Origin of the sequence: Krasilnikovia sp. MM14-A1259 (genome assembly GCF_047159535.1) — a bacterium.
Classification (GTDB): domain Bacteria; phylum Actinomycetota; class Actinomycetes; order Mycobacteriales; family Micromonosporaceae; genus Actinoplanes.
Map to the genome: position 1 here is coordinate 4486644 of NZ_BAAGAJ010000002.1, position 13406 is coordinate 4500049.

The 13406-nt window shown below is 72.6% G+C and carries 14 protein-coding genes; 6 read left to right on the forward strand and 8 right to left on the reverse strand.

What is annotated here, in order from left to right:
* Window positions 1-2: 2 nt before the first annotated feature.
* Both ACMCNK_RS20315 and ACMCNK_RS20320 read right to left on the reverse strand, forming a co-directional pair.
* Complete coding sequence (locus ACMCNK_RS20315) at window positions 3-299, reverse strand: hypothetical protein (protein WP_412737975.1); 297 nt, start codon at window positions 297-299, stop codon at window positions 3-5.
* A gap of 55 nt (window positions 300-354) precedes the next feature.
* A complete protein-coding gene (locus ACMCNK_RS20320) occupies window positions 355-615 on the reverse strand; it encodes a hypothetical protein (RefSeq protein WP_412737976.1) in 261 nt (86 codons plus the stop codon).
* 264 nt (window positions 616-879) lie between these two features.
* Here ACMCNK_RS20320 and ACMCNK_RS20325 point away from each other — a divergent pair, with 264 nt between their 5' ends.
* Window positions 880-1116, forward strand: a complete 237-nt coding sequence (locus tag ACMCNK_RS20325; protein ID WP_412737977.1) for a DUF397 domain-containing protein — start codon at window positions 880-882, stop codon at window positions 1114-1116.
* A gap of 32 nt (window positions 1117-1148) precedes the next feature.
* On the opposite strand, the gene ACMCNK_RS20330 is transcribed toward ACMCNK_RS20325, so the two are convergent.
* Window positions 1149-2036, reverse strand: a complete 888-nt coding sequence (locus ACMCNK_RS20330) for a helix-turn-helix domain-containing protein (RefSeq protein ID WP_412737978.1) — start codon at window positions 2034-2036, stop codon at window positions 1149-1151.
* A gap of 242 nt (window positions 2037-2278) precedes the next feature.
* Between ACMCNK_RS20330 and ACMCNK_RS20335 the strand changes: the two genes are divergently transcribed.
* From ACMCNK_RS20335 to ACMCNK_RS20345, 3 genes are read left to right on the forward strand one after another with little or no spacing between them, the layout of a single operon-like run.
* Window positions 2279-2566 (forward strand): hypothetical protein, encoded by a 288-nt coding sequence (locus ACMCNK_RS20335; protein ID WP_412737979.1) that lies wholly within the window; start codon window positions 2279-2281, stop codon window positions 2564-2566.
* The gene (locus ACMCNK_RS20340) at window positions 2563-2769 is read left to right on the forward strand and encodes a hypothetical protein (protein WP_412737980.1); all 207 of its coding nucleotides are present in this window, start codon (window positions 2563-2565) and stop codon (window positions 2767-2769) included. The genes ACMCNK_RS20335 and ACMCNK_RS20340 overlap by 4 nt, the downstream gene beginning before the upstream one ends.
* Before the next feature lie 2 nt (window positions 2770-2771).
* A complete protein-coding gene (locus ACMCNK_RS20345; RefSeq protein ID WP_412737981.1) occupies window positions 2772-4073 on the forward strand; it encodes an FxsB family cyclophane-forming radical SAM/SPASM peptide maturase in 1302 nt (433 codons plus the stop codon).
* Here the strand turns inward: ACMCNK_RS20345 and ACMCNK_RS20350 are convergent.
* The 3 genes from ACMCNK_RS20350 to ACMCNK_RS20360 form a co-directional block, all read right to left on the reverse strand.
* Window positions 4051-4890 carry a phosphoribosylaminoimidazolesuccinocarboxamide synthase gene (locus ACMCNK_RS20350; protein WP_412737982.1) on the reverse strand — a complete coding sequence of 280 codons (840 nt, stop codon included), beginning with the start codon at window positions 4888-4890 and terminating at the stop codon, window positions 4051-4053. The two genes, ACMCNK_RS20345 and ACMCNK_RS20350, sit on opposite strands and share 23 nt — an antisense overlap.
* 88 nt (window positions 4891-4978) lie before the next feature.
* Window positions 4979-6556, reverse strand: a complete 1578-nt coding sequence (locus ACMCNK_RS20355; RefSeq protein ID WP_412737983.1) for a diguanylate cyclase — start codon at window positions 6554-6556, stop codon at window positions 4979-4981.
* 134 nt (window positions 6557-6690) lie between these two features.
* The gene (locus ACMCNK_RS20360; protein ID WP_412737984.1) at window positions 6691-7326 is read right to left on the reverse strand and encodes a maleylpyruvate isomerase family mycothiol-dependent enzyme; all 636 of its coding nucleotides are present in this window, start codon (window positions 7324-7326) and stop codon (window positions 6691-6693) included.
* A 296-nt stretch (window positions 7327-7622) separates the two neighbouring features.
* On the opposite strand from ACMCNK_RS20360, the gene ACMCNK_RS20365 reads away from it, so the two are divergent.
* Together ACMCNK_RS20365 and ACMCNK_RS20370 are read left to right on the forward strand one after the other, a co-directional pair.
* A complete protein-coding gene (locus tag ACMCNK_RS20365; RefSeq protein ID WP_412737985.1) occupies window positions 7623-9215 on the forward strand; it encodes a diguanylate cyclase in 1593 nt (530 codons plus the stop codon).
* A gap of 178 nt (window positions 9216-9393) precedes the next feature.
* Entirely contained in the window at window positions 9394-10461 is a 1068-nt protein-coding gene (locus tag ACMCNK_RS20370; RefSeq protein ID WP_412737986.1) for an NBR1-Ig-like domain-containing protein, read from the forward strand.
* Here ACMCNK_RS20370 and ACMCNK_RS20375 read toward each other — a convergent pair.
* Both ACMCNK_RS20375 and ACMCNK_RS20380 read right to left on the reverse strand, forming a co-directional pair.
* Entirely contained in the window at window positions 10442-12817 is a 2376-nt protein-coding gene (locus tag ACMCNK_RS20375; protein WP_412737987.1) for a BTAD domain-containing putative transcriptional regulator, read from the reverse strand. The genes ACMCNK_RS20370 and ACMCNK_RS20375 overlap by 20 nt on opposite strands.
* Window positions 12818-12853: 36 nt before the next feature.
* Window positions 12854-13165 carry a hypothetical protein gene (locus ACMCNK_RS20380; protein ID WP_412737988.1) on the reverse strand — a complete coding sequence of 104 codons (312 nt, stop codon included), beginning with the start codon at window positions 13163-13165 and terminating at the stop codon, window positions 12854-12856.
* Window positions 13166-13406 lie beyond the last annotated feature (241 nt).

The window sequence follows — 13406 nt, forward strand, 5'->3', positions numbered from 1 at the left end:
CCTCATGGCCGCAGCCGTGGCCGCTTGCGGGCGGGCGGCGCCGGCAGTCGCAGGGCGCGCACCAGCACCTGCCGGCGCGCGCCCTCCCGGCCCGCCGGGTCGATGACGACCCCCTCGACCTCAAGCCAGGTGTCCCCGTCGTGGGGCACCGGCTTGGCCCACTCGACCCGATCCACCTTGAGGGTCAGCGGCCCCTGCCCGTAGCAGTAGTCCGTCTCGGCGAAGACGTGCACCGGCCACGATGGCACCGTGGCCTGCAGCCGCCCGCCCCGGATGATCGGGGCTGAACGTGTCCGCATCGTCCGCGCCGGCGCGATCCCGAAACGCCGGCGCCGGACACATCGGACCGGCTCGTCAGCCCTCGTCGGACTCACCGCCGTCGGCCGGGGCCACCCTGCCCGCCGCCGGCGCGCGGCGGCCGCCCGGGCGGCAGAGGGCATAGCGCACCCCGCCGAACCGGTGAGTCACCACGCTGGCCCGCGTCGATGCGGCTCGGACCTCGTCCGTGGCCGGCTCGACGCGGTAGATGAGCGAAGCGTTTCCCCTCCGCTGCGTCTCAGCGGCCTCATGGCCGCCGGGGTCGGGGAGCTCGGGGCCGATGTTGGGTATCGACATGGCAGCACTCCTCCGCTGGGACGCCCCCGCCAGGGAGCCTCGCGTGAAGGTCGCAGGCGTCGATGTCCGCGACCGGCCCGTCACTCGAAGATGTCACCGTAAGTGACATCCCCTCGTTGTCGTACGTGCGTTATCATGCTCACAATCCTGTTCTGACGCAAGGCCAGATGCACGTGCATTTGCACGGCAGGATGGTCGGCAAGCGTGCGGGATGGCACGACGGCCGGTCGACCGCCGATCGGAGACAGACCTAGGGAGCTTTGAATGAAGCGCATCGTCAACGGCATGCCCGCGGGACAGCTGAACGGCGTGACGTGGCAGAAGAGCGGGCGCAGCAACCCGAGCGGCAACTGCGTCGAGTGCGCCGCACTGCCCGACGGCGGCGTCGCGGTCCGCAACTCCCGCGACCCGCACGGCCCGGCACTGATCTACACCGCGGCCGAGATCGAGGCGTTCATCCTCGGCGTCCGCGACGGCGACTTCGACAACCTGCTCGCCTGAGCGGGCCGACACCGCGTCTCGAGCCGCCCGGCCTACCCGATCCGGCCGACCTCGTGCAGCAGCTTGCCGAGGATCTCCGGGGTGTGGCCGGGCGGTTCCGCGTCTATACAGACCCGCTCCATGGCCATGGCGTAGTGGTCGACGTCGTCGCGCTTGTCCAGGTAGATCCCGCTGGTGAGCTGCTCGACGTAGACCACGTCCGGTAGCTCCGGCTCCGGGAAACGCAGGATCGCGAACGGGCCACCCGCGGCGGCGTGCCCGCCCGCGTGGAACGGCAGGATCTGCAGCCGCACACTGGACAGTTTGGACGCCTCGATGAGCGCCTCGATCTGCCGGCGCATCACCTCGACCCCACCGATCGGCCGGCGCAGCACCGCCTCGTCGATCACCGCCCACAGTTGCGGCGGATTGGACCGGGTGAGGATCTGCTGGCGCTGGTTGCGCAACGCCACCCGGCGGTCGATCTCCGCGGTCGACGCGCCCGCGTGCCCGAGCAGGATGACCGCGCGGGCATACTCGGGGGTCTGCAGCAGACCGGGGACGAACTGGATCTCGTACGTCCGGATCAGCGAAGCCGCCGCCTCGAGACCGAGGTAGGCCTGGAACCAGTTCGGCAGGACGTCGCTGTAGTGGTGCCACCAACCCGGGTTGTTCGCCTGCCGGGCCAGGCCGAGCAGCGCGTCGCGCTCCTTGGTGTCCGTGACCCCGTACATCGTGAGCAGGTCGGCGACGTCGCGCTCCTTGAAGCTGACGCGGCCGAGCTCCATCCGGCTGATCTTGGAACCCGAAGCGCGGATCTCGTACCCGGCGTCCTCGCGGCTGATGCCCCGGCCTTCGCGCAGGCGCCGCAGCTGCGCGCCCAGCAGGATGCGCAGCACGGTGGGCCCGCTCTGCGGCGCCTCCTCCCGACCTGCGCTCACCTGACTCCTCGTCACCGATCCCGGGCTGCCCGATCGCAGTCCCTCCGCATCCTAAAGGTGTGATCGCGGTCGCATGAAACCGAACGACCTGTTCGTACGCCCCGAAGCACATGCCTGATGCACGTGCAGAGTGCCTTGCGAACGCATGTGATCCCGAGCATGATATCTGACAGCCGTGTATCCGCTCGCTGACGCAACGTGTTGAATGTTTCGCCGTTTCGGTCCGACGAGGAGGCATCTCGATGTCCACCCCGACCATCGCGCCGCCGGAACGCGACCCGGCCGACGTGGCCCCGGCGGACAGCTACCACAAGGCCGACCCGGTCTGGGTCTACCGGGACGGCTGGCGAGCCGGGATCATCGAGGCGGCGTCGCGGTACGCCGTCACGGTCACCTACCGCCCGACCAGCCGGCCCGGCACCGGTGTGGACACCTTCACTGCGCCGTACGTGTCGCCCCGGGCCGAGGAGGACCCGGCGCTGGACCGGCGCTCCCCCGCAGGCCTGGCACTTCGCCGGCCGTACGCATGATCGGAGCCATCGTGGTCGCCGCCGTCGCCGGGCTGATCAGCCTGCTGGGCGGCGTCGCGCTGGGGTGGCACCTGCGCCGCGCCGACACCCGGTGCCCGGGCTGCGGCGACCCGCTCGCCTGCGTCACCTGCGCCGATCCGGCCGCGCCGCCAGCACTCCGGCCCGCACCGGCCGGTCCGCACGACCAAGCGCCCGCCCGGTGACCGTGTCCGCCACGCCTGTGCCGGGCAGCCCCGCACCGCCGCGCTGGCCGCATCAGCTGCTCGACGTCGGCGCGCTGCGGGCCGGTGGGTGGCGGCCGGTGCCGTTGCGCGACTTCGTGCTCAAGGTGCACCAGCGCTGCAATCTCGCCTGCGACTACTGCTACGTCTACGAGCTGGCCGATCAGAGCTGGCGTGGCCGGCCCGCGGTGATGCCCGCCGCGGTCCGGCGCGCGACCGTCGCACGGATCGCGGACCATGTCCGGCGCCACCGGCTGCCGAGGATCTCGGTGTCACTGCATGGCGGCGAGCCGCTGCTGGCCGGGCCGCGCGACCTCCTCACCCTGGTCGACGACCTGCGGGCCCGGCTGCCCGGCCACTGCACGGCACGGATCGGCCTGCAGACCAACGGGGTGCTGCTCGACGAGAGCGCCGTGCGCGCGCTGGCCGGGCACGGGATCCGGATCGGGGTCAGCATCGACGGCACCGCGGCCGACCACGACCGGCACCGCAGGCACCGCAACGGTACGGGCAGCCACACGGCGGCCGCGCGAGCGCTCGCGCTGCTCCGCGAGCCACGCCACCGCGCCGCGTACGCGGGTCTGCTGTGCACGATCGACCCGGCGACCGACCCGGTCGGGACGTACGAGGCGTTGCTGCGGCACGAACCGCCCGCGATCGACTTCCTGCTGCCGCACGCGAACTGGGCGCACCCGCCCGCCCACCCACCGGGCGCGGGTCCGGCGCCGTACGGCGACTGGCTCGTCGCCGTCTTCGACCGGTGGTACGACGACGGTCGCCGCGAGCCGTCCGTGCGCCTGTTCGACCAGCTCATCGGCCTGCTCCTGGGGGCGGGCAGCCGGTCGGACCAGATCGGGCTCAGCCCGGTGACGGTGGCCGTGGTCGAGTCCGACGGCGCGATCGAGCAGGTCGACTCACTGAAATCGGCGTACGAGGGCGCGGCCTCGACCGGGCTGTCCGTGCTGGGCGACACGTTCGATGCGGCGCTGGAGCATCCGGGCGTCGTCGCGCGCCAGATCGGGGCGGCCGCGTTGGGTGACGCGTGCCGCCGGTGCCCGCTGCACCCGGTGTGCGGGGCGGGCCACTACGCACACCGGTACCGGGCAGTCGAGGGCTTCCACAACCCGTCCGTGTACTGCGCGGATCTGACCCGGCTGATCACCCACGTACGGACCCGGCTGGCGGCCGACCTGGCCCGCCTCCGGAAACCGTCCGATGTGGACGGGACCGCCGATGTGGACGGGACCGGCACGGACGGGCGGGTCAGTGCCAGCGGTCGCCGGTGAGTCGCTCGTAGACCTCGATGTAGCGGTTGCGGGTCGCCTCGACCACCTCGTCGGGGATCTCCGGGCCCGGAGCGGTGCGATCCCACCCGGTCAGGCCCGCCGACCAGTCGCGCAGGAACTGCTTGTCCAGGTAGCGCGGTGCGCTGCCGGGCTGCCACTCGGCGGCAGCCCAGAACCGCGAGGAGTCCGGCGTGAGCAGCTCGTCGCCGAGCGTCAGCGTCCCGTCGCGGGAGAAGCCCAGCTCGATCTTCGTGTCCGCGATGAGGATGCCCCGTTCCGCGGCGATCGCCGACCCGCGCCGGTACACCTCCAGCGTGATCCGCCGCAGCTCCGCGGCGACGTCCGCGCCGACCTGCGACTCCACGTCGGCGTACGTGATGAACTCGTCGTGCCCCTCGCCGGGCGCCACCTTCGTCGTGGGCGTGAAGATCGGCTCGGCCAGCCGGGAGCCCTCGAACAGGCCGGGCGGCAGCGCGACGCCGCAGATCGCGCTGTCCTTCTCGTACGCTTTGAGGCCGGAACCTGCGAGGTAGCCGCGCGCGATGCACTCGACCATGACCATCTTCAGCCGCTCGCAGCGCACCGCCCGCCCGGCCCACTGCGCCGGGACGTCCGTCGCGGAGACGATGTGGTGCGGGGCGACGTCGGCGAGCTGCTCGAACCACCACAGCGAGAGCTGGGTGAGGATCTTGCCCTTGTCGGGGATCGGCGTGGGCAGCACGACGTCGTAGATCGAGACCCGGTCCGACGCGACGAGCAGCAGGTCGTCACCGTCGGCGTACACGTCCCTGACCTTGCCCGAGTGCAGTAGCTCCACGTGCTTCCCTCCGCCGCGCGTCCGCCTGCGCACACGGTATCCGACCTGCGACGAAGGCCAGAGCGGGCGTCAGGGGTTCGGCGGTGCGCTACGCGGCGAGGCGGTCGCGCCCGGCGCGTTTGGCGGCGTAGAGCTGGCCGTCGGCGGCGGCGAACAACTCGTCGCCGGTCATGCCGGGCAGCAGCGAAGCCAGGCCCATGCTGACCGTGACCCGCAGGCCCAGCGCCACCTTGTGCCAGTCGAACTCGCGGATCACGGTCCGCATCCGGGCGGCGATCCGGGTGGCGGTCGCCATGTCGGTCGCCAGGAAGACCCCGAACTCGTCGCCGCCGAAACGGGCGGGCAGGTCGCAGGCGCGGCACTCCGTACGCAGGATGTGCCCGACCTCGCGCAGCACGGTATCGCCGACCGCGTGCGAGAACCCGTCGTTGACCTGCTTGAAGTTGTCCAGGTCGACCAGCAGCAGGCACATCTGCTCGGCGCCCTGCTCGGTGCTGACCTCCTCCATCCACCGGTCGAATCCGCGCCGGTTCGCCAGCCCGGTGAGCGGGTCGGTCTGCGCCGCGGCGTCCGCGGAGGCGTGGTCGGCTTCGAGCTGCACCCGGCGGCGGGCCTGGCGCAGCATCGCCACCCGGTCCAGACGCAGCCGCCAGAGCTGCTCGGCGTGGGCGCGCAGCGCCGAGACCAGATTCGCGGTGGCGGGGCTGGGCGAGGCTTCCGCCGCAACCAGGCCCAGCTCGAACTGGAAGATCAGGCGGTGCCGCGGGGCACCGGCCAGCGCGCACAACTGCTCGGCGGCGGTCAGCTCGCGGGCGGCCTCGGCGTACTCGCCGGTGCTGCGCAACGCCAGCCCGTACGCCAGGTGGGCGAGCCGGGCATCGAAGCGGCGGCCGGTGGCGTGCAACGCCTCGATCGCCTGCACCGCCTTGCCCCGGGCCTCGTCGAACGCGCCCGTCTTGGCCAGGGCGCAAGCCAGCAACGCATGGACCATGGCCTGGTCGGACAGCTCGGCCTCGGCATCGGGCGCATCCCACGGCCGGGTCAGCGCGATCACGTCTCGGTACCGGACGCCGGCTTCCTCCAGGCGGCCCACGTGTTCCAGCCGCAGGCCCCACTCCAGCAGCGACTCGGCGCGCTGGGTGTCCAGGATGACGCGGCGGTTGCGGTCGGTGTCGAGCAACCGCCGGTCGGCGACGGACGCCTGCTCGGCCAGCTCGTACAGCTCGGCCCAGCGGGCCGGCTCGGCGACCGAGGACATGGAGGAGAAGTACCGCCAGTCGCGCGGGCAGGCCTCCAGGGCGGCCATGGCCCAGGCGATCAGGTGCAGGCCCTCTTCGAGGCGGCCCATCCGCACCAGGACGTCGGCGAGGTCGGCGCTGGCCTTCGCCCGGGCGGCGCGGGAGACGGCCCGGCGCAGCAGTTCCCGCCCCAGCGTTTCGGCCTCGGCGTACCTGCCGAGCTCGGTGAGCACGTACACGCGGGTCTGCAGAATGACGCGGGCGGTGTCGCGGTCGCCGAGCGCCGCGGCGACCCACTCGTCCTGCTCGGCACGATCGAGCGCCTCGTCGTAGCGGCCCTGCGCGTACAGCATGTGGGTGAAGTTGCCCATGGCGACCAGCGGTCCCGCGTGTGAGACCGGGACGGGCAGCGCAGAGCTCGACTCCATGCCCACCTCATTCACGATCAGTGCTCGGGACTTGACGCTACGTATCCATGACGCCTGTCCAGTCGGCTGCCATGGGGTACGTACTTAGGCAGTCACGCGCACAGTGGCGGGGCTTAAACGTGTCCTTGGTCACGCTACCGCGGGTGCGTGGCGGTCCGTTCCCGCAGCACGGCGACGCCGTCCCCGGCGAGATCGTCGAGCGCGACCGTACGTCCGGTCATTGCCATGACCAGAGCGACCAGCGGCCCGGTGACCTCCGGTCCGCTGCCGTACCGCCACTGCGCGTCACTGGCGGTGAGGGTGACCCCGGCGATCCGGCTCTTGGCGCCGATCAGCAGATCACTGCCCCGGTAGAAGTCGGCGACCGCGATCAGGTGCGGCGCCGGGTGTTCGCGGTAGCCGCCGAGGGCACGGAACACGTCCTCGCCGTGCACGATCGTCTCGCCCAGCCACGAGAGCGCCGGGCCGGGCGGCGCGGTGCGCGCATCGACGCGGGTACTCAGCATGTCGACGAGTTCCGCGTCGGACCGGCCCGAGATCACCGCGGCGATCTCCTTGGCCACCATCGCGTCGAACCGGAAGCCGCTGCCGATCATCTTCGCGAAGAAGCGCGGCGGCGTCATCGAGGCCGTGGCGATCACATGCGCCACGACGTCGCGTACGGTCCACCCGGCGCACAACGACGGCTGCTCCCACGCCGGAACCGGCAGGCCGGCCAGAGCGTCGACCAGGGACTGCCGCTCCGCCCGGATCATCTGCCAGGTGTCCATCGCCCGCTCCCTCCGCGCCGCGGTAGGTGCCCGCGCGGCCGGTGGGCATCATCGCGATCGAGTTCGCCGCCGATGCTATCCAGGACGGTCCGGCCGACCCGGGAAATGCCTGGTCACGGCGCGCCGTTGCGCACCTGGGCCACGGACGCGCCGACCGGGGTCACGAGGCCGTCGGTCGGGCCTCATTCGACGTGTCGAAGGCGTCATTGCGCCCCAATCGGCTAATGCGACCCCGGCCCCGGCCGAGGTGTAAACACGTGATGACAGCGCTCCCAACGCCGGGCGAAGGAGGAGGCATGGAGTCGAACTCTGCGCTTCCCGTACGCATCGAGCAGGTCGGGACGCTGCGAGACCTGGGCAGCATCCTGCGCCGGCTGTACGGCGAGGGCCACTACGAGGAAGTCCTCGAACGCGCCGGCGCGTACCTGTGGATCGCGGAGCTCTTCGGTGACTGGGAGACCGCCCGCGCGGTGGTCCAGTCCCACTCGTACGCGCTGACCGAGCTGGGCCGCTACGCCGAGGCCGAGGCCATGTCGTGGGACCTGCTGCGCCGCGCCGTCTCCCGGGTCGGCCGGGCGAAGGCCAGCGCCGACATGGCGGACGTGCTGTCCCGCATGGGCCGCCTGGAAGAGGGCCTGCACCAGCTCGCCGCCGCCATGACCACGCTGGAGAGCTGCCCGCGCGACGCCTGGTACTTCGCCGCCATGTCGTCGGTCGCGGAGGCGTCCCGCTGGGCCGAACTGTACGAGCTGGCCGACCAGGCCACCACCGCCGAGCCGCGCTCGGAGATCACGGACCACATGCGGCGGGTCATCCGCGACCTGCAACGCGCCGAGGCGCTGCTGGAGTGGGGCCTGCGCCTGGACCATGTGGGCCGCCGCGAGGAGGCCGAGGTCCGGTTCCGCGACGTGATCGCGCTGACCCGGCCGTGGCTGGACCCGGACGCCGACCCCGACTCGCAGCTCGGCTCCGACCAGGCGATGCTGGGTGCGTTGCTGGCCTGCGGCCTGGCCAAGACCGGGGCCGCCGCGGAAGCCCGCGAACTGGCCGTGTCGGTGATCCCGGACCTGCACGCCGACGGGCGGCACTTCGATGCCCGGCTGGCCCACCTCGCGTACGGGCTGGCGTTGAGCAGCATGGGCAAGTACGACAAGGCGGCCCGGGAGCTGATCGCGGCCGAGCAGTTGTGCGCACTCGCGGGCGCGGCCCGGCACCGCCTGATCTTCCAGTTCGAGCTGGCCCTGGTCGCCGCGGAGTCCGAGCCGAGCATGGCCACCCGGCACCTGCTCGCCGCGGTACGGGCACACGCCGAGCAGCTCTGGCGGCTGCGGCTGGACCGAGTCGCGATGCTGCGCCAGGCCCGCCGGCGGGTGCAGCTCGAAGCCGACCACAAGACCGCGGACACCGCGGCGCAGACCGATCCGCTGACCCGGCTGGCGAACCGGCGCGGATTCGACCGGCGCATGGCGACGCTGACCGCGGATGCGCGTACGGTCAACGACCCGCTGTGCCTGCTGTTGGTCGATGTGGACAACTTCAAGCAGATCAACGACACGTTCTCGCACGCCATCGGCGATGCCGTCCTCCGCGAGATCGGACACACCCTGCGCAGCGAGTGCCGCGCGTCCGACCTGCCCGCCCGCTTCGGCGGCGACGAGTTCGGGGTGTTCCTGGCGACCGACATGGCGACCGCCACCCGGATCGCCGCCCGGATGCGCACCGGGATCAGGGACCACGACTGGCACAAGATCGCGCTGGGGCTGCGGGTCACGGTCAGCATGGGTCTCGCCCCGCTGCTGCCCGGCATGACGAGCGACGAACTGTTCGCCGCCGCCGACAGCCAGCTCTACGCGGCCAAACGCGCCGGCCGCGACCGCCTCGCCGCGTAGCCGCGACGGCGCCCCGCGGCGGGAGTGAGCGGTTCGGCGGGTGGACCACCTTCGATGCCGTGACGCACCTGCGCCCCGGTGGATTGGCGCGACCACGATGCGAATCCCGGGGTGTCGTTCGGTAGCCTCTGACGCGTTCGGACAACTGTCCGCACGCGTCTGGCTGGGGGAAAGACGGATGAATCGCGAGGTCAGCCCAGTTGCGGCGGACGGTGTGGGCCAGGTCGGACCGCTCGCCGAGCAACTACGGGACCTGCGCGACCGCGCCGGACGACCGTCGTTCCGGGTGATGGCCGGGCGCTCCGGCCGCATCTCCCACACCACGTTGCACGAGGCCGCCGCGGGGCACCGTTTCCCGTCGTGGGAGACGACCCGAGAGTTCGTCCGGGCGTGCGGCGGCAACGAAACGGAGTGGCGCGGCCGATGGGAACGTGCACAACGTGCCACCGGCACCCCGCCGGACCCCTCCCGGTCGACGACCACGGATGTCCCTGGCTCCAGCGACTCGCCCGCCGGCGCCGTCGATCCACCGGCAGTCGAGGCGGGCGAGCCTGCACCTACGACCACAATGGACGTCGCCTCGTCACCGGCCGCAGCGAAACCGGCCGTTCTGGCTCCGGCCGAAAAGGAGCCGGCCCCGACCGGGCCGACCGCGGGAAGACCGGCAGCCACACGGTCGCCACGCGCGGGTGGTCTCAGCCAGGATCGTCGCTCGATCCTGTGGGCCGCCGCCACGGTCCTGGTGGTGCTGAGCGCGGTGGCTCTGGTCCAGGTGGTGGGCTCCGGGCACAATCCGCCCGCGGTGGCCGCGGGTGACTCGGCCGGCACGTCCGCGACGACGCCGACCGTTCCGGTGTCCGCCGACCCGTCGAAGCCCCTGATTCCCGGCGACGCGAGCAAGTTCGTCGGCGACATCACCGTCCAGGACGGGGACCACTACAAGGTGAACCAGGAGTTCACCAAGGTGTGGGCGATCGCCAACACCGGCACGGTCGGATGGCACGGTCGCTACCTGGTCCCCAAGGACCCGCCCGGCAAGGACGACGGCACCGAATGCCGCTACCCGCAGCGCGTGCCGATCGGTGACACGCTGCCGGGCGAGCAGGTCCACATCAGCGTCCACGTGAAGGCACCGAGGAAGCCGGGCGTGTGCTGGGTGGGGTGGAAGATGGTGGACGCCAGCGGGCGGATGTTCTTCCCCAGCCGGCGGCCGGTGTTCTTCCTGGTCAACATCGACCCTGAGTAGGGCCGACCGGGAAGTCGCGGGGCACGACCCCGAGCTCACGCATCCGCTCGGCGTAGCGGCGGTGGTGCCGGGCCGCTTCGCCGTGGCGCCCGCCCGCGACCAGCGCCTCGACCATCCGCATGGCAGTGTCCTCTTCGTACGGATCCCGCTCCAGCACCCGCAACCAGGCCCGCACCGCGCCGTCGGTGTCACCGGCCCGGGCGCACAACGCACCCAGCGTGCGCATCACGGCAAGGTACGCCGCCCGCGCCTCCTCGCGCAGCGGCCCGGCCACGGCGAGATCCGGCTCGTCGTCCAGCACATCCCCGGTGTACGCCGCGGCCGCCGCGGCCAGCAGCAGCCGCGCCTCGGCATCCGCCGCGCCCCCCAGCCCCGCCGCCGCAAGCTGAAGAAACACGTCCACATCGACACACAACGTCCGCGGGTCGTACGCGACCCCGGCCGGGCTGGCGACCACGTAATGACCGGGCGAGACGGTCCGATCCGGGTCGAGGACGGTCCGCAGCACCGACAGCGCGATCGACAACCGGTTGGCGACGTTGTCCGCGCCCGGCCACAACGCCTCGCCCAGCGCCTCCCGGCTGGACGGCCGGCCCCGTCGCGCGACGATGAGTTTGAGCAGATCCCGCGCCTTACGGCTCTGCCACACCGTCGCGGGAACCTCTTCCCCGGACCGCACTACCGCGAACGACCCGAGCATCCGTACGCACACCGGGTCCGTACCCGCGGACCGGGCCAGCGAACGAGTCCCCGCGAACGGGTCCGCCCCGAGCATCCGCAGCCGGTGCTCCGCGAGGACCCGGTCGGCAGCCGGCCGGCGGCCCAGCCCGGCACGGGCCTGCGCGAGCGCCACCCGGGCCGCGCCCACCACGTCGCCGATGTCGGCGTACACGCGGGCCGCATCGGCCAGCAGCGGCTCGGCCCCGCCGGGCGCCGCGATCGTGGCGGCCAGTTCGAGCGCGTCCGCCAGCGCCGCCGGGTTACGCGCCGTCCGGGCGAACATGATCGCGTTGTCCGCGTGGACCTGCGCGGCTGCCTCGTCCGTGGCCGCGGCTGCCCAGCCCGCCGCGGCGTACGCCTCCGCCCGGGTCGGCCCGGTCGCGACCGCGAGTGCGCGAGCCGCGGCATGTCCTGCCACCGGGTCGCCGATCGCGCCGAGGACCCGGGCGAGGCCGCACAGCGCCGGGCCGAGGGCGGTGGCGAGGCCACCCCCGTCGGCCACCAGCGCCGCTTCCTCGTACGCCGCCCTGGCCTGGTGCAGGTCGCCGCGCAATTCGTGAATCTGCCCGAGCCCGGTGAGGGGGTATGCCACGGTGGCCGCCCCGGCCCGCTGCAACCGCGCGGCAGCCGCCCGGAACCCGTCCCGTGCGACGGTCAGCCGCCCGGCCCGCAGGTCCAGGTCGGCGTGATTGTGCAGCGCCAGGCCCGCTATCGCCGGGTGAGGTGCGGGACCGGGGCGCGCCACCAGGGCTGCGGCGGCGTCGAGTTCCCGCCGCGCACCGGCGAGGTCGCCCTCCTCCAGACGCTGGGAGGCGCGGTTCACCCGTACCCGCAGCTGCAACGTACGGTCGCCCGAGCGCTCCGCCGCGGCGAGAGCGAGAGCGCCGTGCCGGTCCTTGGCGCGCCGGTCGTCCACGGCCGCGGCAAGCAGGGCGCGCACGGTATGGGCCGCCGCCAGGGCGCGCGGATCGCCCGCGGCATGGGCCAGCCGGAATGCCCGCGTGGCGGCGCGGCGGCAGTCGGCGGCGTTGCCCTGGGCCCACGCGATACTCGCCTCCCACGCGGCGAGCAGCGCCCGGTCGGCGTCCGCGCCGGCCGCGTCGTGAACGGCCACCTTCGCCGAATCGGCGCCCTCATCGTCCGCCGCCGCCCGGTCGGCGAACGCACCGTCGGCGGCCGTCGCGCCGGTCAGACCGTCCGCCGTCGCCAGGTCGGCGGTCATAGAGCCCACCAGGTCGGCGGGCGCACCGTCCACCGTCGCCAGGTCGGCGGTCGCACCGTCCGCCGTCGCCGGGTGGGCGATCGCACCGTCCACACCGGCACGGGCGAGCACCGCCTCGGCGGCCGCCACGTCGCCCTGCAGGTAGAGCACCATCACCGTGGGCCAGGCTTCGGCCGGGGTCAGCGGCCCCGACCTCGACGCGACCCGGCCGGCGGCCGCGGCCGCGCTCTCCCAGTCACCGGCGTCCGCGTACGTGAGCACGGTGGTGGCGTCCGGGTCGCCCGAGCGTGCGGGTGAGCCGACGACGGCCGCATCCACGCAGGTGCGGAACGTCGGCGTGCGGATGTCGGAGACGGCCTCGGGCATGAGGACAGGATGGCCGTACAGCGCCACCTCCATCGATGGATTCGGCACGGGCCGAATCCATCGACCTCCGCCGTTGCGGGCCGCTCAGGAGGCGTCGGACTCCAGCGGTACGGTCCCGGAGCCGATGACCGGCATCAGCGCCACGATCTGGTCGTCAGCGTTCTCCACCGGGTGCGTACCAGAGCCGATGATCGGCATCAGCGCGACGCTCAGGTCGTCGGCGCTCTCCACCGGGTGCGTACCAGAGCCGATGATCGGCATCAGTGCCACGCGCGTCCACTGGGGCAGCGGCACCGACGTGCTTGCCTGTGCGGCGGTGGCCACGGCCAGACTGCCCACCGCGATGACCGCCGGAACAATCAGGGCCCGGACCAGGGCGGCCGTCCGTCGCTGCATGTGTTCCTCCTTCGTCGGGCGCGCGGAAAATGCCACGCGCGTACGTCGGAACATGATCAGCGATCATCTTTGGGTCGCCTTTGGGTGGCGGCGGCGCCGAAGGCGAAGGGGAAACGGGGGTCGCGCCGGCTGGGGTGCCAGCCGGCGCGACGGTGGTTCATTGACCAGCCCGTGGGGCTTCCGCCAAGGTTTGGGCCGTTCCCCGCTGGTGCGGGGTTCACGGATCAAGCCCGGTCCGCTC

What these genes read in the sequence shown, in the direction of transcription:
- ACMCNK_RS20315 (WP_412737975.1), bottom strand. Translation starts at nt 299, where the DNA reads ATGCGGACACGTTCAGCCCCGATCATCCGGGGCGGGCGGCTGCAGGCC.
- ACMCNK_RS20320 (WP_412737976.1), bottom strand. Translation starts at nt 615, where the DNA reads ATGTCGATACCCAACATCGGCCCCGAGCTCCCCGACCCCGGCGGCCAT.
- ACMCNK_RS20325 (WP_412737977.1), top strand. Translation starts at nt 880, where the DNA reads ATGAAGCGCATCGTCAACGGCATGCCCGCGGGACAGCTGAACGGCGTG.
- ACMCNK_RS20335 (WP_412737979.1), top strand. Translation starts at nt 2,279, where the DNA reads ATGTCCACCCCGACCATCGCGCCGCCGGAACGCGACCCGGCCGACGTG.
- ACMCNK_RS20340 (WP_412737980.1), top strand. Translation starts at nt 2,563, where the DNA reads ATGATCGGAGCCATCGTGGTCGCCGCCGTCGCCGGGCTGATCAGCCTG.
- ACMCNK_RS20355 (WP_412737983.1), bottom strand. Translation starts at nt 6,556, where the DNA reads ATGGAGTCGAGCTCTGCGCTGCCCGTCCCGGTCTCACACGCGGGACCG.
- ACMCNK_RS20360 (WP_412737984.1), bottom strand. Translation starts at nt 7,326, where the DNA reads ATGGACACCTGGCAGATGATCCGGGCGGAGCGGCAGTCCCTGGTCGAC.
- ACMCNK_RS20365 (WP_412737985.1), top strand. Translation starts at nt 7,623, where the DNA reads ATGGAGTCGAACTCTGCGCTTCCCGTACGCATCGAGCAGGTCGGGACG.
- ACMCNK_RS20370 (WP_412737986.1), top strand. Translation starts at nt 9,394, where the DNA reads ATGAATCGCGAGGTCAGCCCAGTTGCGGCGGACGGTGTGGGCCAGGTC.
- ACMCNK_RS20380 (WP_412737988.1), bottom strand. Translation starts at nt 13,165, where the DNA reads ATGCAGCGACGGACGGCCGCCCTGGTCCGGGCCCTGATTGTTCCGGCG.